The 20,472-nt window shown below is 37.1% G+C and carries 12 protein-coding genes; 1 reads left to right on the forward strand and 11 read right to left on the reverse strand.

Translation table 11 applies throughout. The annotated features are described in order from the left end of the window. Positions 1-217: 217 nt before the first annotated feature. From IR022_RS13595 to IR022_RS20380, 6 genes are all read right to left on the reverse strand, one after another. Positions 218-3,829 carry a DUF4450 domain-containing protein gene (locus IR022_RS13595; protein ID WP_194204125.1) on the reverse strand — a complete coding sequence of 1,204 codons (3,612 nt, stop codon included), beginning with the start codon at positions 3,827-3,829 and terminating at the stop codon, positions 218-220. A gap of 127 nt (positions 3,830-3,956) precedes the next feature. Then, a complete protein-coding gene (locus tag IR022_RS13600; RefSeq protein WP_194204208.1) occupies positions 3,957-6,083 on the reverse strand; it encodes a hypothetical protein in 2,127 nt (708 codons plus the stop codon). A 10-nt stretch (positions 6,084-6,093) separates the two neighbouring features. Continuing rightward, positions 6,094-8,448: a hypothetical protein gene (locus tag IR022_RS20250; protein ID WP_317174073.1), complete on the reverse strand. Its 2,355-nt coding sequence runs from the start codon at positions 8,446-8,448 to the stop codon at positions 6,094-6,096. Positions 8,449-8,469: 21 nt separating this feature from the next. Further along, on the reverse strand, positions 8,470-10,266 hold the full coding sequence (locus tag IR022_RS13610) for a RagB/SusD family nutrient uptake outer membrane protein (protein ID WP_194204126.1): 1,797 nt from the start codon (positions 10,264-10,266) through the stop codon (positions 8,470-8,472). A 13-nt stretch (positions 10,267-10,279) separates the two neighbouring features. Next, positions 10,280-13,525, reverse strand: coding sequence for a SusC/RagA family TonB-linked outer membrane protein (locus IR022_RS13615; protein ID WP_194204127.1), 3,246 nt, complete (start codon positions 13,523-13,525; stop codon positions 10,280-10,282). Between the two features lie 164 nt (positions 13,526-13,689). Next, complete coding sequence (locus IR022_RS20380) at positions 13,690-13,857, reverse strand: DUF3915 family protein (RefSeq protein ID WP_410492739.1); 168 nt, start codon at positions 13,855-13,857, stop codon at positions 13,690-13,692. Between the two features lie 460 nt (positions 13,858-14,317). On the opposite strand from IR022_RS20380, the gene IR022_RS13625 reads away from it, so the two are divergent. Beyond that, complete coding sequence (locus IR022_RS13625) at positions 14,318-15,139, forward strand: aldo/keto reductase (RefSeq protein ID WP_050708128.1); 822 nt, start codon at positions 14,318-14,320, stop codon at positions 15,137-15,139. A 104-nt stretch (positions 15,140-15,243) separates the two neighbouring features. On the opposite strand, the gene ahpF is transcribed toward IR022_RS13625, so the two are convergent. The 5 genes from ahpF to IR022_RS13650 form a co-directional block, all read right to left on the reverse strand. Next, positions 15,244-16,800 (reverse strand): alkyl hydroperoxide reductase subunit F, encoded by a 1,557-nt coding sequence (gene ahpF / locus IR022_RS13630; protein WP_050708129.1) that lies wholly within the window; start codon positions 16,798-16,800, stop codon positions 15,244-15,246. A 106-nt stretch (positions 16,801-16,906) separates the two neighbouring features. Continuing rightward, the gene (gene ahpC / locus IR022_RS13635; protein WP_050708130.1) at positions 16,907-17,473 is read right to left on the reverse strand and encodes an alkyl hydroperoxide reductase subunit C; all 567 of its coding nucleotides are present in this window, start codon (positions 17,471-17,473) and stop codon (positions 16,907-16,909) included. A gap of 575 nt (positions 17,474-18,048) precedes the next feature. Then, positions 18,049-19,371: a tetratricopeptide repeat protein gene (locus tag IR022_RS13640; protein ID WP_194204128.1), complete on the reverse strand. Its 1,323-nt coding sequence runs from the start codon at positions 19,369-19,371 to the stop codon at positions 18,049-18,051. A gap of 80 nt (positions 19,372-19,451) precedes the next feature. Beyond that, entirely contained in the window at positions 19,452-19,805 is a 354-nt protein-coding gene (locus tag IR022_RS13645) for a DUF3244 domain-containing protein (protein ID WP_194204129.1), read from the reverse strand. A gap of 242 nt (positions 19,806-20,047) precedes the next feature. Beyond that, positions 20,048-20,470, reverse strand: coding sequence for a Fur family transcriptional regulator (locus tag IR022_RS13650; protein ID WP_194204130.1), 423 nt, complete (start codon positions 20,468-20,470; stop codon positions 20,048-20,050). Positions 20,471-20,472: the final 2 nt, after the last annotated feature.

Genomic DNA, 20,472 nt, shown 5'->3' on the forward strand with positions numbered 1-20,472 from the left:
GTAAATAAAGCGATCAGTATTAGGAATAAGTTTCTCATAAATATTTTATATAGGTTACAGTTTATAAAACTACAAAATGCTTATCCTTTCAAAATAAGCATTTTGATCTTTATTGTATGACTTTTGACTGTTTCAGTAAACAAGTAGACGAGTAGACAAGCCTCGTTTACTTGTCTACTTGTTGACTGATTACTATTGACTGTTGACTGTCGTCAACTCATCTTACCACCGTTACAGCCATTAATCCGATTACAACTTCGTTGGCTACCGCCTTTACTTCGATGTTCTTTAATTCCTTTTGAGGATTTAAAGGTAGATCGAGAATTATTCCTGCACCACCGTCAATAGTGCGACCATAGACCTCTGTAGGACTTATTTTGAAATCGGTTTCCAGATCACGGCTTACCACTGCTGTTTTAAAAACAACACGATAAGGGCGAGGCTGTTTCGATCTGAATGCTTGCCCATCTATAAAGAAATCCTGTTCGATAGGTGCCCATGTTTCAGGGTTTATCAATTCTAAAGCCTCTTTTGCTCCATCCTGATAATTAATTGTAACAGTTCCGTTTACGACATGACATTGCATATGGTTGGTACTTCCCGCCATCATCAGATAAGCATGAGATGCTTTACCCGTCAAAGGTGCTGATAACTGATTGGGGTAATTATCCCATAAAGTGGTAAAAGCGACATTATTAGCTTTTGGTTCACCTTGAGTCCGAAATGGAACGCCGAATGGTGTCATAAATAGATTTCCGTTGGTTGCTTTCCGCAAACCGGAATCATCTATATTAGCTGTCATTGTCGGGTGACACCATTCGCCTATTCCTTGTTTCGGCACTTGCAATGTTGTATAGGGTGAACGGGGTGTCAGATATTCATTCTTAAAAATCTGAGTAACCGAAGCATTCAGAGCATTATCTATATTGATCGTTTCATAATTGGGCGATTGATTCCTTAAATTCCAATTAATTAGATTCGTTCTATAAATAATTTTTCCATTTTCAAGTAATTGCAATACGTTTGTTCCCAATCTTGCATTCTTTTCTGGAATCGTAATTAAGTTGGATATTTCTCCCTGTTTTATAGTTAGCGGCTGAGCTGAATTATTTATAAGCAATTGTACATTCAAATCGTGACTCAGATTATTTTTTACTGTAAATTGTAAATTGGTAGCTTCGGCATCATAATCAATAGAAACAGGTTCTTTTATTTCTATATCGATAGGTTGCCACCATGTCATTTGTCCTTGTTTTAGTTGAGCAAATAATGTACGATGTCCTACCTCCCCATTCAATCGGCCAGTAACACTATTAGCTTTTGATTTTGTACTCAATAATACATTTTGAGGATCATATATTTTCTGGATTTTTGCTTTAGTTGATAGATTCCAATTCTCACCATTTACACCGTTTGAGATATACGAGGGCTGATCTAATTTACTTCCGCCCCACTCTATTTCTACTGTATAACTAGTTGATGGTTCGCTTTCAATCTTAATGAGAGGCTGTCCAACACTCTCTTCTAAAGACCACTTATGAGGTTTACCATTTACTTTTACAGATAATATATTCTCTCTTTGAGCCTTTAGTCGTAGATCGAGATTCAATGATTTTTCGAACTTACTATTGATAATATATGTATCAAAATTGCCTTTTCTTTTAAAATCAAAATCGATATCAGGAGTCGAAACAGAAGCATAATCCCAAGCAGAAGGAAGACCTGAACGGATTTCCAAACGATCGTTCATTGCATCGGGTAAAATCCCGAAAAGCCCTTGAATAAGTGCCCTCGAATATACTCCTATGGGATCGCCAAAATCACGGTAACACTCGCCTCGTGCAGCATCATAAAAGCTTACCTGCCCGATATTTCCGGGACTACCGCCCAGATACATACCATCCAAAACTGAACTTTTGAATAGTTTAAAAGCCTCATCATTCCTACCAGATTGCCAGTATGCCAAACTAGTATGAGCCACCTCCGCAAAAGCCACATTATTAATAGACCACGAATAAGGTAACCAATTAGTTGCCGAAATTGTCTGATACCCCTCATCATCCAATCCCCTAGCTAAAACGGGAATGTGTGGAATCTGAGTATCAATGTATCGTGTTGCCTGATAAGCTTGGAAAGGTGTATGAATATCCGAATCTATGGCATGATAAACCGTCCAAACGGCAGCATTGGGATGGATCATTTTATTGCCCATAAAGTCTTTGTATTCTGCCCACCATCCTTTATTATCAATCCATAATTCTGAATTGATAGCTTTCAGAATTTTGTTTGCCTCATCGGCATAAGGCTTAGGGTCTTCTCCTATTTTTGAAGCAATTTGAGCAGCTATTTTATTGGCTCTGTAATTATAGGCTGATGAATGCGTCACACTGCCACTATTATATTGCAGTGCATCACTCGCCCAAATACTGGCATAAGCATCATAAAGTCCGTCATCATTGGGATCGAAGTTTCGTTTCTCCCAAGCCAAATGACTTTTCAATACAGACCACATTTTACGTACATAATCCATATCGCCCGTCCAATTGAAATGCCAAAGCAATTCATCAATATAGCAGAGGTTCATATCGTAATGGTGCATCTGATTCGTGCTGTACTGATTACGGGTAATGTAACCATTACTATACATATGTGTACCCCAAGTTTTATCAGCTCGTGCTAAATTGAATTTTTGATCTTGCGAAGGATGCGGAATAGTTGGTTCAACATTCGTTATCTGCGAAGCTGCATACCCATCGAAATGCTTTCTGGCTCTGTCGTGCCAACCAATGGCATCGCCTACATAAGCCGCACGCCATCCGTTGAGGGGCATACGCCATCCTACGGCTCCGTGTTGCCAACAATCGGGATCCCAAATACCATCGGCAGCGATACTTAAAACGCCTCCCAATGTATTGAAATACGGATCGGGGGTATTTATTTTCACTGTTTCTGCTATTGATTTACGCTTCGTTTCGGCATCTTCAAAGTACTTCTTCAGTTCTGCATAAAGGAGTTTCTTCTCTTTATTATTTTGGATAGCGAAATAATAAGTTTTAGATGAATGTAGAGCAGTTTTAGAAATCACAATCGGTTTATTTTCGACAACAACCGATTTCCAGACATTCAAAGGAGTTGTCATAGCATACGGAGAAACTAATTTCAATGCCGAATTTTCGGGATATACACCTGCTATTTTTTGTGATCCCCCCTTTGTTTCCTGACCATATTCCAAAATAAACGAATTGCCATTTATCGCAAATTCGTTATTTATGCAAGCATCGGGATGCAAGCCAAAAGCATTGGGATCATCCACTCCTAAATCTCCGTTTCTGAAAAAGCGTTTATTGCTTGCCCCTCCAAAAGTAGTTATCAGTTCTACGCCAGCAGGAATATTTTCAGATTCTATTTTCATTATCAGACCCTCGGCATCTGCCATTGCCAATACTGAAATGGTTAGTTTTCCCGATTGAATAAAGGGATCTTTTATCTCATAAATCCGACTACCTGCACGATAAATAGACTTAATATATTCCGCATCATTCAACCAAAGACTTTTACCGTCTTTGATTAATCCCAATTGCATATTTCCTCCCATGTTTGGCATGAAAAAACCAAATTCGGGTAAATCGCCTGTTTCTATGCGGAAAGCAGTATTTGTTCCGTATAATGCCCGATTGAATTTCTTATCTCCATTTACAATGATAAGGTCTTGCCCTTCGGGAGTATATCGTAGTTTTCTTTCTTTTCCATGCCAATATCCCTGAGGTTGTCCCAAGATATTTACAGAAGAAAAAAGAAGTAAAGAAAGTATCAGGACAAAGTGTCTCATGTTATAGACAAGGATTTTAAAATTTCACAAACTATTTTCACTGTATGAGCGTATTGCGTACGCACGAAACATAGAAGATAGGGCGTATGGGATACGCCCCTACGTTTCATCAATATAAATTTATCCTTTAAGGCATAGGTTTTAAACCCTCCCAAACCACATTCCAAGTTCCATCTTTTGGAAATCCGGGAGTTTCTTCTTTATTTCCATCCCATCCGGCACACATCATGGCTACGGCTGTTAGCAATCCGCCATTGCCGGGAAGATACACTCTTAGGCGTGAATCCTGATAATTATGACCATTTATCAAGTATGTATTTGTTCTTTTATCCATTAATAAAGCTTCGACAGCTTTCTCAGGCTCACCTAAACGGGCGGCACACATGGCTGTCATAGGATAATCCCACCCCCAGGTTTTACCCCAGTTCCAGTTTTCCAGAATCCAATCTAATGTATTTTTCATGTAATCGGGACGTATGAGTTTGTTTTGAGGCAAGACGCCCATAGCTCCCAACACAGCAGGATGATCGGATGTAAAACGAATATCTTTGTATGTATCTACTGCATCCTCGGCAGCAAGATATAAACCATCTAAAGCCGCAAGCGGCGATAATTTATCGATCAGTTCATCCCATTGCGGTTTTCTCTTCTCTCCCGATCTTTCCCTCCACTGCTGAGCAACAGACATGGCATAGTGCCAATAAGATAATTCGAAAGGAGGATTAATGGTTTCCGATGCCCTTAAAGATTCTTGGGCAGGGATCAAACCTTTTAATACATAACGTCCTTCTAATTCTTCGTAAGTGGCAAACGACTCCATAAATTCGGCAGTCTCCTGTACTAAGGAGTTGTATTTTTTCAAAACTTCGGGCGAAGGATTGTTTCTGTAAATCAGTTCAGCCATATAAATAAAGTGAGGCTGTTGCCATGCCAAGAAAGAACCAACTTTCGAGGGTGCTTCTATTCCCGATGGGTCTGTCATTTTCATCCAACGTATACCTTTGAATCCTTGTCTTTCAGCTATAGATTTAGCTACAGGATAAGCCGTTGCGTACCAGTCCATACTGCGTTCCAATAAATCGGTTCTGTTCCACAACGCAAACTGAACAGCATGCCACCAATGCATTTCCAAGTGAAATTTGCCAAACCAACTATTATAAGTAAGTCCTGTTTCCTGTGGCGGGTACATTCCTGCTGATTGAATAGCCATTAGATACTGAGACAGAACAACTCGTCTCTCCAATTCTTTGGCTCTGATATCCGTACATTTTGAGAAATCGACAGCACCGCCTTTTTCCCAAAACGATTGCCAATATTTAGCTGAAGCATCGAAAGCTTCCTTTGCTGTATTTTTTGTTTCTGCCGGATTCTTATCTGTAAATTCACAGGTGAAAGAAAAATCTTTGCTTTCGGGGCTCAACACAAAATGATGTGCTTCTTTCCGGCTTACAGATGCTTTACCCTCCCATTTAACCGTTACATAATAAGTGGTACTATCCAATGTACGTTTAAATACTAATGATTGGTCGTCTTGCGACAATATCTCAGTTTTATGCTTTTCGGGAACCGACCAATCGGAAGCATCATCCGTATGTTTTCCTGTCGGATAGGCAAACTTGAAATTGACTTTCATATTGCCTTTTTTCATCAATTCCGAGTTTAAGGCTACTGCAATCTGGTCTTTATCTGGATTACACACCGTTTGAACCAAGGCAGAATCAGCATCCAATTCAAAACGACTGATAATCTCACCCTTCCAAAGATCGAGCGTTTGATTTATACCCTTTATTTCATTCGCCTTTACGGTACTTCCATCTGCATGAGTAAGCTCTAATCCTACATTTCCTAAATGCAGGCGATGAGAGTTTACACGATACCAATCGGCAGCCTCTTTCGGTCTGCCCGGTTCATTGAACTGAACGGCATAAGGTTCTTCCCATCCTCTGAAATTATAGTTTTTCAGTGTTTCTTCGTGCATGAATTTTTCAGGATTAGCAAAACTGTGCCATCCCCATTGAGATTGTGTACCCAACGGAACTCCGGCTGAATAAAGTTCAGGATAAGTTTGTAATCCTGTTGCATCTACCGTAAAAGCAAAATTGCCATTACCAACTGATAAAGAAGATAATTCTTCAAACTCGGTTACTTTCGGGGTGTTTCTCTCTACAAGTGCATATCTGTCTATCTTTTCCTGCTTTCCGGCACTACAAGCAACCAAGAAAGCAGTTAAGGCAATAAAACTCCATTTTTTCATAGTAAAACGATTATTCATTTGTACTGATTTTAAAGACAAAACCGGAGGAGGTTCCATATTGACCTCCTTGCATAGCATTGAAAAGATATGCAGGCTTTCCATCTTTCATTAATAACTGAGGACGCTCAAAACGTCCGTATCTTTTTAAATGCGAAGGAGCAGGAGGTTCTTCCAAATAGACATCGGCTCCAAACCAAGCAATTTGAGGTTCCGACCAATTTATTCCATCCATAGATTCAAAAATCAAACCTACTTCATGATCGAAATATCCCATATCACGCATCAGCATTTTAAATTTACCATCTTCAATATATACATAAGCATCTTCTACTTGCTTATTATCTCCGTATTTTGAGAAATCTACAACAGGATTACTCTCATATCTTTTATACTCTCCTTCGATATTATCGGCAATCGCCAAACCATATTTACGATTGGCTCTTATGGCTCCTTTCTCATTCTGATAAGCTTCCTTGTTCCACGATTTATAGTATAACCAAGCTTGTCCGTTAGGATTAGAAACAAATGCAGGATTAGTTGTATTGCAATCATCCCAAGTCCCTGTTTCGCCGGCCTCTAAAATCGGCTTATCCGATCTGATCCAAGGTCCGTTTATCGATTTCGATTTCGCTAAACCGATTCGTTTCGTATAAACCGTACCATCACTATTGCCCATATAGAATAAATAATACATACCGTTCAAATACTGAATATGCGGATTGTGGCAAGTAGTTGCATCGAAATAACCTTCACGAGGTGCTAACACTGTTTCCACATAAGTATAAGGTCCTTCGGGTTTATCGGCTACAGCATGGGCAATTTCAGATTTATGTATCCAACCTCCCATTTTGTATTTTTCGGGCCAACGGGAATAGAATACATGCACCTTACCATCTTCTCCATAGATAGGAGCACAACACCAAACATAATATCCTTCCGATTCGAGAATCCGTCCTATAAGTTGAAGATTCTTACTGAAATCCGAAATCTTATCCTGCGGATATTTTTGTATGACATTTTTATCCTGTTCTTTTTTCAGTACAGAAAAATAATGTGTATCTAAATCTACTAAAGAATTCAGATAGACTTCAATATTTGTATAATCTTTACTGAGATTGTACATATTTCCATCTTTATTATCATTCGGGTTTAATTTGTGTTGTACTTCCCACTCATCGGGTATCCCATCACCATCGCTGTCTTTAGAATATCTCCCTTGCTGTAACTGAGGCCATCCTCCAACTGCATTTTGAGAATCTATGATACCTTTATTACCTCTGCCATAACTTTCGCCACCATTGGCTGTACCTGTACGAACTTCTTCGATTACACCAGCATCGTAACTATCTCTACGAAAACTACAACCTGCCTCAGCCAATACCCTTTGATAAGCGACTTCGGCTGAATTTTGATTAATAGCTACAAATGGAAACGGTTCATTTGCCCGAACTCTATTGTTTATTCCTACCCCTTTCCAATTATCGGAAGTTACAGGTTCGCTGCCTGCCATTACATTATCGGACAGATAGTAAGAGCCTGTACCATCTTCTGCAGGATCGAGAAACCAAGCACGTTTATTTTCAGATGTGGCAGGACCGGGTTTATAGTAATTAGCTACAAAGTTTACTTTCCCATCACGCCCCCCTCCATAAGCGGATTTGAATCCCCAATTATAAACAACATTGTTACGGAAGTCCACTGGTGAACATCCATCTGATGCAAAGCGAGGATTACGGCTACTGTGATGAGCCATCAAATTGTGATGAAAAGTAGCTCCGCAACCGCCCCAAATACCGCCGAAACCATGTGCGCCTTTTGAGTGTGCCGACTTAGACAAGCTATGGGTAATCATGCACCATTGCACCGTTACATTTTCTGAATTATAAATAGAAAGGCATTCATCAACCGACCATGAAGCGGAACAATGATCGACGATTAAGTCTTTTACTTTTATGGCTCCTATAGCATCGTCTTCTACTCCATGCAGGTCTCCCATTCGTGAACGGATATAACGAACTATCACGTTATTGGCTCGTATATAAAAGGGATATCCTTTCAAGCAGATCCCATCACCGGGCGCACTTTGCCCGGCAATGGTGACACTGTCATTAGTTATGATAAGTTTCGACTTTAAATCTATCGTTCCATCTACCGCAAACACGATTATACGTGCTCCGCTTTGCTCGATAGCATTGCGGAGGCTGCCTTCTCCCGCATCATTCAGATTTGTAACGACGAGTACTCGTCCTCCACGTCCTCCGGTTGTATACTTACCATATCCTTCGGCGGTAGGAAAAGCCAAAGATTGAGCAGATAAACCAAAGGAGCAGAATATGCTTAAAAATATCGTTATATACCTCAACATCTTTTAATACAAGGGGTGTTGTTAACCTTTCAGACCAATATTGGTATCAATAGTCTCAGAGTTCAGAGGTAGAAGTTCAACTTTATTCTTTTCTAAGCCTCTGAAAATTCCTTGTACCCATGTTGCATTTGCTTCCAGCTTTTGTGTGTAATGTAGCGATACATTGCTGTACATATCAAGAAGAGTATATCCGTCCGCTTTCAGCTTAGCTTTTTCGCTATCTGTTGGTTCCGATTTATAACCAATATAAGGCACTACTACAATAGGATCTTCGAATGATGTAGCTTTTTCTTTTTTATATGCTCTGTAACGATCAATATTAGAATATTTACCTGCATGATTCGCCATATCTATTACATTCTTTTTTGCTTGAGTAAGTGCTTCGAAGTGGATTCCCCAACGAACAAGGTCTGTTCTGCGCATTCCTTCGAAACCTAGTTCTAGTTTACGCTCATTAATAATAGCATCTCTAAATCCTTGATAGCTGGTTGGTGTAGTACCAATTTTAGAGACATCATTTTTAAACCCACGTAATCTTACTTTTTCATATGCCCATTTCGCTGCAGCAGGAACTCCGTTATTTAATTCATTCTCAGCTTCAGCATACATCAATAATACGTCTGAATAACGTAAAAAAGGCCAGTTGATATCACGCTTATTTATAGCTGTACCCTCTTCTTTTTTCCATGTAACGCGAAATTTACCAATACTCATACTTGGATAGGCACTCATCTGACGAGTATTGTCGGCTGCTATACCATAGTTACAAAGTGTTACATCGCGACGCACGTCTCCTTCTTCGAAATCAAACCAATATGTAGGAAGAGCAGTCATGGCTGGCCCAGCTTTTTGAAACATTGAACTTGTATGGCAAAACATTCCATTTGTATAACCAATAGCCGAACCATTTACATCGGTTCCATACTGACCAAATTCTAACATTGACTCCTTATTATATCGTCCATTCACTAAATCACGAAAAACAGTTTCATAATCAATCAAATCATTTTCGCCTCTGTCAACAACAGCCTTACAAGCATCTCTAGCTATTGCATATAATTCTTTGATACGAGCTCCATCTTCACGCTGAGCCATTTTTACTGATCCCGGATCGTAGGTATTCAAATCCCAACGTAAAGAATAACCGGCTCCGTATAAGGCTACACGTGCTAAAATTCCATAAGCCGAATTCTTTGTAAAACGCTCAATAGAAGATACCATTCCTTCTCCCTGCCAAGGCAAAAGCTCTACTGCTTTTTGAAGGTCTTCAACAGAACCATCCATTATAATATCGCGACTCACACGCGACGAAAAGAATGTTCCTGCATCCTCAACAGGTATTGTAGAATAAGGAACATCACCAAAAAAGCGAACAATATTCAAATAATTCATACCACGGATAGCATACGATTCGCCCAATAGCATATTTATTTTTTTCTGTTCAGCTTCCGTAGCACCAGTCATTCCCTCTAGTTTCTTTATACAAATATTGGCATATTCTATTCCTGCATACATAGCAGTATAGGTAGACGTAGGTATATTTGATGTATTAAATACATAGTTTGCAACCTGATTTTTGGAGTTAGTATCTCCTTCTGTCGAAATACACTCATCGGTACCCATACCTAATTGATAATACAATTCTCTATTAAAAATGCTTGTATAACAACCAATAACAGCCATTTCGGCTCTGTCTACATTCTCAAAAACAGTCTCGTTATCGAATTTACTTTCCGACTCCATATCCAGCCAATCCTGACATGAGCTAAAGCTCATAGCTGTGGCTAGGATCAATACTATATTAATTATCTTTTTCATACTGGTTTATTCTTTAAAAGGTTAAATTTAAGCCTATAACATAACTTTTAGATCTGGGGTAAGCGGAGTTGTCAACACCTTTTGTTAATAAGCTTCCTGTAGATGACACTTCCGGATCATAACCTGTATAATTAGTAAAAGTATGGATGTTATTTAGTGTACAATATATACGGGCATTAGTTATCCAAGCTTTTTTAAGCAACGTTTTGGGCAGAGAATAACCCAATGTTATGGTATTTAAACGAAGGAAAGAAGCATCTTCCAAATAATAATCTAAAGCATCGGTTATAGCAATCTTGTTATCAGAATGTATGCTCCATAAAGCATCGCTTGCATGCTGATCAGGGTTCAACTCTGCTAAACGAGCTAGATTTGTTGTTTCTTTACCGGTAACAGGATCAATTAATGTAAAACGGTCATTCATAGCAGCTAGTGAATTCTGATTGGGTAGATATGGACCAAGGAAACGCTGAGTATTCATATTAAATACTTGGTTACCCGATGAGAAAGTGAAAAATACACTAAGGTCAAAACCTTTATACATGAAGGTATTCACCATACCTCCCGTAAAATCGGGCTCGGCGCTACCTATTACCGTACGATCGTCGGTAGACCAAACCGGATTACCATTTGCATCCGTTTGTCCGGCAGTAGTTTTGTATTTCACATCACCCGGTTTTAGAGTGGAAGTATTCTTTCCTTTCAGGTAAGGCACTCCATCTTTTAAAGTATAAGTTCCGTCCGAATTCTGATTAAAATCGTCAGTTGTATATACACCATCATACTTATAACCATAGAATTGTCCTAAAGATTTGCCCTCTTCAATCCAGAAATCAACACGTGATTCGTAATTCTTTCTCCAATAAGAAATATCATCAGAGAATAATCTTAAGACTTTCGATTTATTGAACGATATATTAAAGTCGGTAGTCCAAGTGAAGTCTTTAGAGGCAATATTCGCCGTATTCAAAACAAACTCAAAACCTCTGTTACGGATAGATGCTGAATTTTGAAATTGTGTTTTATAACCTGAAGAGGTTGGAATTTGATTTTCAATCAGCAGATTATCCGAAACATTATTGTAATAATCGGCAGTAAGACTTATCCGTCCTTTAAGCACTGAAACATCAAGACCTATATTTGTAGAAGTTGTTTGTTCCCATTTCAACAATTTATTACCTAACTTATCTCCGGGTTTCAGACCATTTACTATTCCATTATTCATAGAATAAAGAGTCGACCCATAATCTGTTCTAAACATATTGTCATCAATATTACAATTGCCCGTAGTACCATAGCCAATACGAAGTTTCAATTGATCAAATATATCCAGATCTTTCAGAAAAGGTTCTTCGGAAATTCGCCATGCACCCGAAGCCGAAGGTAAAGCTCCCCACTGTTTTCCTTTGATAAATTTAGAAGTTCCGTCAGCACGGAGAGTAGCCGTCAGTAAATACTTATCAGCATAGTTATACATTATACGCCCAAAAACCGACACCAAACCTTCTCGTCCTTTATCTGAGTTGTAAGTCGATCTTTTTGCCATATTCACATCATTCAGACCAAAATTACTTTCCGGAAATTCATAATAAGAATTATCCAGTTTCATAGTTTCAATGTACATGGTTTCTTGTCCCAACATCACATTGATATTGTGTAATCCGAAGTTTTTCTTCCACGAGAGAGTGTTTGTTACCTGCCAATTTAGTTTCTCGGCATTATTGCGTCGTCCCCATGGGCCTTTATTTACTTCGGCAGTTCTCGTACGACCATCATCCCAATAATCAGTACGTACTTGTCTCCAATAGTAGCTTCCTGCTGTACGGAAAGTCAGATCTTTTACAATATCTATTTCTAACCCCAAATTCACAGTAGCCTCTCTTGTATATTTATTCTGAGTTATAGCATCATTGGTAATAAGAGGATTCGATATATCATATTGAGAATCTATTGCTAACATTTCATCACCAAGATCTGTATTTAACATCTGTTCATTCGTGAAACGAATACCACCCGTTACAGGTTGCAGAATAGACATTTTAAGCATACCACCTAAAGAGCCTCCACCTTCAATATTTGTATTTTGAAGGTTTGCTCCAAAATCCATACGAATGCGTTTACTTACTTCATGATTTATTTTAGTACGAATACTATTTCTATTATACCCTGATTTATCTAATAACCCGTCCTGTCCGGTATAGTTATAACTAAGCATAAACTTAGTTTTCTCACTACCTCCTGTAATACTCAAGTTATGATTCTGAAGAATAGCTGTACCACCAAAAACAGCATCCTGCCAATCAATTCCGGCACGATTTCCGTATTCACTAGCAATACGTCCAAAAGCTCCTGTAAAGAAATCGGGATCGGAAACATTTCCACCAAACATGTTTGCCCATTTTTCTTCATTTCCAGCTAAGGCTTGAAACTCATATTGATATTTTACATACTGAGGAGTATTCAATAAATCTAATTTCTGACCAAGTTTCTCAAAGCTTACAAACGTATTATAATTCACTTCCGTTTTTCCACTCTTACCCGATTTTGTTGTGATAAGTATAACCCCATTCGAACCACGTGCTCCATATATAGCAGTAGCAGAAGCATCTTTCATAACATCAATAGACTCAATGTCATTAATGTCTACCATCTTTAAACCATCTTCCATTTGGAAACCGTCTACAATGTATAAAGGTGATGTAGACTGTGTAACAGAAGTTCCTCCACGAACGGTTATATTAATATCTGCACCCGGTGCTCCACTTTGTGTAACAACATTTACACCCGCAATTTTACCCGTTATAGCTTGTGCAGCAGTAGTTACGGGGATCTTTGCAATCTGAGAACCTTTGACCGATCCTGTGGCTCCCGTCAAATCTCTCTTTCTCACAGTTCCATAACCAATAACAACTACTTCGTCTAACAATTTATCGTCAGACTTCATCACAATATCCAATTTACGAGCACCTCCAATCGGTACATTCTGAGATTCATACCCTATGAAAGAGAACACTAAGGTTACTTTGTCATTAGGTACAGTGATGGTATAATTACCATCGATATCTGTAAACACGCCAGATGTTGAACCTTTTATGGTAACACTTACACCCGGTAACTCTCCCATATTATCTTTCACTGTTCCAGAAATGGTGATACCGCTCTGGGCATAAACCACATTTCCAACAAGCGAGAAGAATATAAAGAGGAGTAAGAATTTAAAACAGAAAAGCTTCTTAGACTTTTTCACACATCTTTTCATGATATTACAATTTATAGTTAAGGATTAAAACTATTTGAGTACAGTAAAAAATTTCAGGTTAACATTTCAATTCCGAATGTAGAATTTCATGGTTTTTCAGTTCTTATTTCGGTTATTCTTTTTCGATTTTAGGCACACAGAAAAGCCTGTCTGAGAATTAATTCTCAGACAGGCTTTTCTGTCTTTATATCATTCAGAGTAATACCTATACCTATATTATAAAGGTGTAAGGATATTACATTTCTTTTTCTTATTTTATAGCTCTCTCTCTCTCTCTCTCTCTCTCTCTCTCTCTCTCTCTCTCTCTCTCTCTCTCTCTCTCTCTCTCTAATAAAATAGAGTTACCCACCAAATTTTCGGCGATAAAATTCTGTGCATTACTAAAGAATTGTTGAGATAGATTTAACATAAAGGCAATAAGATCTAAAGTTAAGCTTACTCATATTACTCATTTTTCATTTTATCCGATGAGTCGTTCGAAATGAGTATTTGGTATCATCATTGCAAATATATACTCATACTAATCCCTACCTATTATATATAATGAGATTAATCATTAAGGATTTGATCGTAATAACTTAGTCCAAATTTCGAGAAAACCCATACAATTGGCAGTACCAACCCATATGAAAGATTAATTGGAGAAAAGTCTAAAAAAGAGGAAATTATAAACTAAAGAAAACAATTATTGTTATATTTATAGATCTAAGCAGACTACAATAATATGTAAATATTAATTGCCGCCTCCACAACAACGAATAAATTGGTCTGAGACCTTAACAATAATATTATATGAAAGAATTTATATTAAACAATGGAGTAAGGATACCCGCCATAGGGCTTGGTGTCTTTAGAGTAAATGATGCAAACGTAGCATATGAGACAGTGAAATCGGCATTATCTGTTGGATATAGACATATAGATACTGCGATGATTTATGGCAATGAAGAAGAAGTAGGTAAAGCAATTAAAGACTCGGGAGTACCTCGCCAAGAAATATTCCTGACAACCAAACTTTGGAATGACGATCAGCGATCAGGCAAAGTAAAAGAAGCTCTTGATGCCAGCCTCGAAAAACTAGGCACAAACTATGTAGACTTATACCTCGTACATTGGCCTGTGAGGGGAACTTATGTAAGTGTTTGGAAAAAAATGGAGGAGATATACAGAGCAGGGAAAGTGAAAGCGATAGGTGTAAGTAATTATCACTCTCATCATCTGGATGATCTATTACAACAGGCTGAAATAGTCCCGGCAGTAAATCAGATTGAGTGCTATCCTTACCTTATCCAAGAATCTCTTATTAACTATTGCAAAGAAAAGGGCATATACCCCGAAGCATGGGGACCATTAGGTGCAGGGCAATCGGATGTATTGAGTAACCCCGTGGTTCTTGAAATAGCCAAGAAGCATAATAAAAGTGCCGCACAAATAGTACTTCGCTGGAATCTGGAACGTGGAGTAATTGTGATTCCAAAATCAGTGCATAAAGAAAGACAAATTGAAAATCTGAATATCAACGATTTTCAACTGACAGATACTGAAGTTAAACAGATAAGCTCTTTACACAAAGGCTTGCGCTTAGGGTCAGATCCTGACAACTTTAATTTCTAAGGTCGCAGATCCTTTTATTGCTTTGGTAAATATAATAACCAAAGAGCATAATATAAAAAAAAGGCTACCCAATATGGGCAGCCTTTTCTATTCTTATTATATATTTAAGAGAGTACACCTCTGATACGATCTTCGAAAGCCGAAAGGGAAGCCTTTGCACCTTCACCCATAGCTATAATAATTTGTTTGTAAGGAACGGTAGTTACGTCTCCCGCAGCATAAATACCCGGAACATCCGTACGACAATGGCTATCTACTTCTATTTCGCCGAAACGATTCGTACTTACCACGCCTTTGAATACCGAACTGTTAGCAGCCAATCCGATCTGTACAAAGATACCATCCAGATCAACAACACGTTCTTGTTCTGTCTTACGATCTTTTACACGGATGCCTGTAACCTTATCACCATTTCCAACTACTTCCGTAGTTTGAGAACTTAGAATAATCTCTACATTAGGCAAACTTCTTACTTTTTCTTGTAGCACTTTATCAGCCTTCAGCTCATCTAAAAATTCGAAAACAGTTACTTTCGAGCAGATACCTGCTAAGTCAATAGCAGCCTCAATACCTGAGTTTCCACCGCCTACTACCGCTGCATGCTTTCCTTTGTAGAAAGGACCATCGCAGTGAGGACAAAAAGCAACACCTCTTCCGATATATTCAGATTCACCAGCAACATTAAGTTTACGCCAGCTTGCACCTGTTGCAATAATCAAAGCAGGAGTTATCAACTTCTCTCCTACATTGGTATATACAACCTTATGACCTTCTTCTACCTCTACATTTTCGACTAAGCGATGCTCTAATACATCAATAGCATAGTCTTTTATATGTAGTTTCAAATTATTGGCAAGTTCTTCTCCTGTGGTTTTAGGAACAGAAACCATATTCTCAATACCCACAGTTTCTTTAACTTGTCCTCCAATACGTTCAGCCAATAATGCTACACTTAAGCCTTTACGTGCCGAATATATTGCTGCGGCTGCACCGGCAGGACCTCCACCGACTACAACTACATCGTAATTCTTAGAAGTACCGGTTTCGATCTTCTGATCGTCGCTACCATATTGATTTTCGAGTTTCGATAACAATTCTCCAAAATCTCCTCTTCCTACATGAAGCAACTTACCATCTGCAAATACAGCAGGAACTCCTTGTAATTTTAATGCATCAACTTCTTCCTGATTCAATGCTCCATCAACCATTTCATGAGAAATCTCAGGATTTAGGATAGCCATTGCATTCAGAGCCTGAACAATATCAGGGCAATTGGTACATGTTAAAGATACATAAGTAGTCAAATTAATAGGTCCTTTCAAAGCCTTCACTCTACCTACAATGAAATCATCCGGAATATTCTTTCCCTTACCATCGCTGTTCAGTATAGCCAATAATAATGAGGTAAACTCATGTCCATTAGGAATGCCACGAAATTTAACGCCTGTTTTTTCGCCATCTTTGAGGAGCGAAAACTCAAGTCCATTTCCTTCATTCACTTCACAGGATAATTTATCTGAGCAAGAAGCTACATCTGATAACATTTCGAGTAATTCGTTGCGGCTTTCATGTTGATTAGACACTGCTATATCAAATGTATATTGAGCCTTAAGCTCTGCAAATACAGTACGTAATTGTTCTTTTAAAGAGGAATCTAACATATCTAAATTTTTATTTTCAGTTTAATGGTCTTCGACCTAATAGTTATTTAAGCGGATGATATCTGAAAAATTAAGACCGGCAATTGCCGGTCTCAGTATTCCTTAATTAGATCTTACCAACCAAGTCAATACTAGGTTTTAAAGTCTCATCTCCTTTTTTCCATTTAGCTGGACAAACTTCACCATCATGAGTAGCTACAAACTGAGCAGCCTCAATTTTACGTAGCAATTCGTCAGCATTACGTCCGATACCATTGTCATGAATTTCAGCAATTTTGATTTGTCCTTCTGGATTCACCAAGAAAGTTCCTCTGTATGCCATTCCTTCTGATTCGATCATTACACCAAATGCACGACTCAACAATCCTGTTGGATCGGCTAACATTGGGTATTTGATTTTACGGATAGTTTCAGAAGCATCATGCCATGCTTTGTGTACAAAATGAGAATCTGTACTTACAGAATACACCTCAACACCCATTGCTTGCAGTTGATCGTATTTATCTGCGATGTCTACTAATTCAGTAGGACAAACAAATGTAAAATCGGCTGGGTAGAAAAAGAAAACAGCCCATTTTCCTTTTACGTCGTCGCTGCTAACTGTTTTGAAAGCTCCATTGTGATAAGCTTGTACTTTGAACTCTGGTGATTGAGAATTGATAATTGGTTCCATATTTTTTATTATTAAGTTGATAAATTTCGTTTATGATGATGCAAAGATATATAGTTTTTATTTATAAACAAACTATCCTTTATAGAAAATACCTATATCGACTATATCCTCTAAAATTCGAAATCTGATACTTAACAATGCTAAATATTAACAAAAACAATAAGTTACAAAACATTCATTAAGGTTGCAAAGCAAACATCAACAGAGAGACTTCTGTCAACTACAAAATCCACTCAAGAATCTAACAATCAATACAAAACAATCTTAAAAATCATCAATCTAAAAAAAGACATTTTTTTAACTAATATTTCATTTTTTACTTTTTGAGAGTCATTAGAAAACACTTTTTCTCTATCGTATCATTATTGACAAATAAATATCATCTATTAGCTAAGCCAAACTAAATATATTATGAGAATAAAAAATTATATCTGTCATATCTTATAAACAAAGAAAGCTCATTCTCAAAATGGATTTTCATTCAATCAATTTAGATATTTAAAACAATAAAGGCTCGAGAATGGAATTTTCTCGAACCTTTATTATATATCTAATACTTTCACTCTATGCAGGGACTATTCATCCTCATCGTCTTCCTCATCCGCCAGCATAGATGCTATCTCTGCTTCTTTAGCTTTAGACTCAATCCCCATAGAAATTAACTGACTCTTTATATTATCATATTTTTGTGCTTGTAATTCTATTTCCTTTTTATCCTTCTTATGTAATTTAAAGAGAAATGCTGATAAAATTAATATTGAAATAAAAACAACACCGCCAACTATTAACCAGAAGCAAACTTGAGCTTTATACTGATCTATCTGCTGCCTTTTTAAAGTTAAGTGGAAATTTTTATCAGCACCGAGTAAGGCTGCAACTTCAGTATCTTCTTTTATCTGTTGCGTGACTTCTTTTTCTAAATCCCTATAATGTAAAGCTTCTTTATAATCCCCTATTTGTTGGTAATAATCGGCAAGAGCTGCATATATCTCTTTAATTGTATGAATATAGTTTACCTCAGGTAAACTTGCAGTAACTAAGTCAGCATATTTTTTCGCTGATTTAGAGTCTTGTTTTTTATTATTGCTTTTCAACAATACTAGATGCATTTTTCTAGATTCCACTTCATTCGTAATATTCATAGCCAATGCAGACTCGAGATACTCAATCGCTTTATCATAATCTTTAAGACCATAACAAACAATTCCTAAGTTCTGTAAAGAAAAGCTCTGATATTCCTCATTATTTATTTCAATTGACTTATCTAAGGCTTTATTAAAATAAAAATAGGCACTATCAAATTTATTACAATCTTCATATGATCTTCCTATATTAGTTAATGTTTTTAATTTTCTTTGATCTATATTCTCTACTCTATCATAATAAAACAAGGCCTTTTTATAATTGACTATAGCACTATCTAAAATTTCCTGTTCAAAATAAATATATCCGATATTATTGAAACTTCTACCAGCCAAAAGATAATTGTTTGATTTGTCAGCAGCATAAGCCCCATGCATAAAAGCTTCCAATGACTTTGGTAATTTATTATTTTCATAATATACCCATCCTCCATAATAACTTGCTAATGCTAAATTTGGAAAATCACCCTTTTTACTAAAATAATTTTGAGCCTCGAAGATTATAGTGTCTGTAGTTATATCAGCTTTTGTTTCCTTTTTTGCTCCCACATAAGTTACTATATATTTCATGTAAGCATCTTTTTCAAGATTCTTTGGATTTTCAATAGAATCAACTAATCTAAGTGCCTGATCAGGATTAGTCTCCAGTATAGCTTGAGCTTTATTTAATAGTTCTGTGGAATGGTTATTTTCTTTACAAGAAAATAATATAATAGTAGTAATTAGAAGCAGTATAAAGTTTGATGTTACTCTCATAGGTGAATTTCTTAAAACCTTTGAAAAAATAAAAAACAGTTTCAATAATTAATCTTTTGAAACTGTTGTATGCTTTCTTGTCATTTTAGAATAAAACTATCATGTTCAATAATTTCCCCATCCTTACCAACAATATCAATATAATAGATATCAGAAGGCAAACTAGAAATATCTATAGACGTATTTTCGTCCAAAGAAGTATCTACTTCTTTATAAAAAACTACTTCTTCATTTGTATTGGTTATGTTCACACTTACTTGACCTAAATCTACATTCAAATCAAGTGATTGAAGTCCAGATCTACTAGATGTAGATTCTACGGAGTTATCCATACCGCCACCTCCAGTAGTACCTATACCCATTTCGTCCTTCTCACAGGAAGTAAATAATAAAGCAATACAGCTAATGATAATCAATAAGCTTGTAATTTTCATAGTATTTCTATTCTTAATCATGCAAAAAAAATTTAAACTGATAGACTCTAATAATAACCTATATTACAGAGTTTTTTATACCCTATACGGGATTTTCCAGTAAAATAAGTTGAAAAATATCAAGTAGCACAGATCAGATATTCATTTAATATTTTTAAAAGAAAGAATTATAAAAAAGTTATAAAAAAAAGGAAGATACTCAGATTTGAGTATCTTCCTTCCAGCAAAAGAAATGATTATAGTTATTCTTTAATCTTCGAACACTTATCACATAAACCTTTCAATACAAAATTTACACTTTCCAACAGAAAGCCTTGAGGTAACTGAACTTTAGGTATAGAAATATTTTCCATACAAAAAGTCTTTTTACAGTTATGGCAGTTGAAATGAACATGCAAATCCTGAATGGAACAGTTACAATCGGAGCTACAAACCGAGTACTTAACCGACCCTGAGCCATCGTCAATACTATGGATCAGCAACTTCTCATGAAATAATGATATGGTTCTAAAAAGGGTCGACTTATCTACGGTATCAAGACTTATTTCAAGATCCGACAAACTAAATGCCTGAGGATATTCCAGCATTGCCTTAAAGATCAATAATCTTACGGCAGTAGGTTTTACTCCTCTTTCCTCTAATCGGGCAACATATTCTATACTCATTA

The sequence above is a fragment of the Dysgonomonas sp. GY617 genome, assembly GCF_015233815.1.
Taxonomy (GTDB): Bacteria; Bacteroidota; Bacteroidia; order Bacteroidales; family Dysgonomonadaceae; genus Dysgonomonas_A.

Coding starts and splice junctions, on each gene's coding strand:
- IR022_RS13595 (WP_194204125.1), bottom strand. CDS start 3,829: ATGAGACACTTTGTCCTGATACTTTCTTTACTTCTTTTTTCTTCTGTA.
- IR022_RS13600 (WP_194204208.1), bottom strand. CDS start 6,083: ATGAAAAAATGGAGTTTTATTGCCTTAACTGCTTTCTTGGTTGCTTGT.
- IR022_RS20250 (WP_317174073.1), bottom strand. CDS start 8,448: ATGTTGAGGTATATAACGATATTTTTAAGCATATTCTGCTCCTTTGGT.
- IR022_RS13610 (WP_194204126.1), bottom strand. CDS start 10,266: ATGAAAAAGATAATTAATATAGTATTGATCCTAGCCACAGCTATGAGC.
- IR022_RS13615 (WP_194204127.1), bottom strand. CDS start 13,525: ATGAAAAGATGTGTGAAAAAGTCTAAGAAGCTTTTCTGTTTTAAATTC.
- IR022_RS13625 (WP_050708128.1), top strand. CDS start 14,318: ATGAAAGAATTTATATTAAACAATGGAGTAAGGATACCCGCCATAGGG.
- ahpF (WP_050708129.1), bottom strand. CDS start 16,800: ATGTTAGATTCCTCTTTAAAAGAACAATTACGTACTGTATTTGCAGAG.
- ahpC (WP_050708130.1), bottom strand. CDS start 17,473: ATGGAACCAATTATCAATTCTCAATCACCAGAGTTCAAAGTACAAGCT.
- IR022_RS13640 (WP_194204128.1), bottom strand. CDS start 19,371: ATGAGAGTAACATCAAACTTTATACTGCTTCTAATTACTACTATTATA.
- IR022_RS13645 (WP_194204129.1), bottom strand. CDS start 19,805: ATGAAAATTACAAGCTTATTGATTATCATTAGCTGTATTGCTTTATTA.
- IR022_RS13650 (WP_194204130.1), bottom strand. CDS start 20,470: ATGAGTATAGAATATGTTGCCCGATTAGAGGAAAGAGGAGTAAAACCT.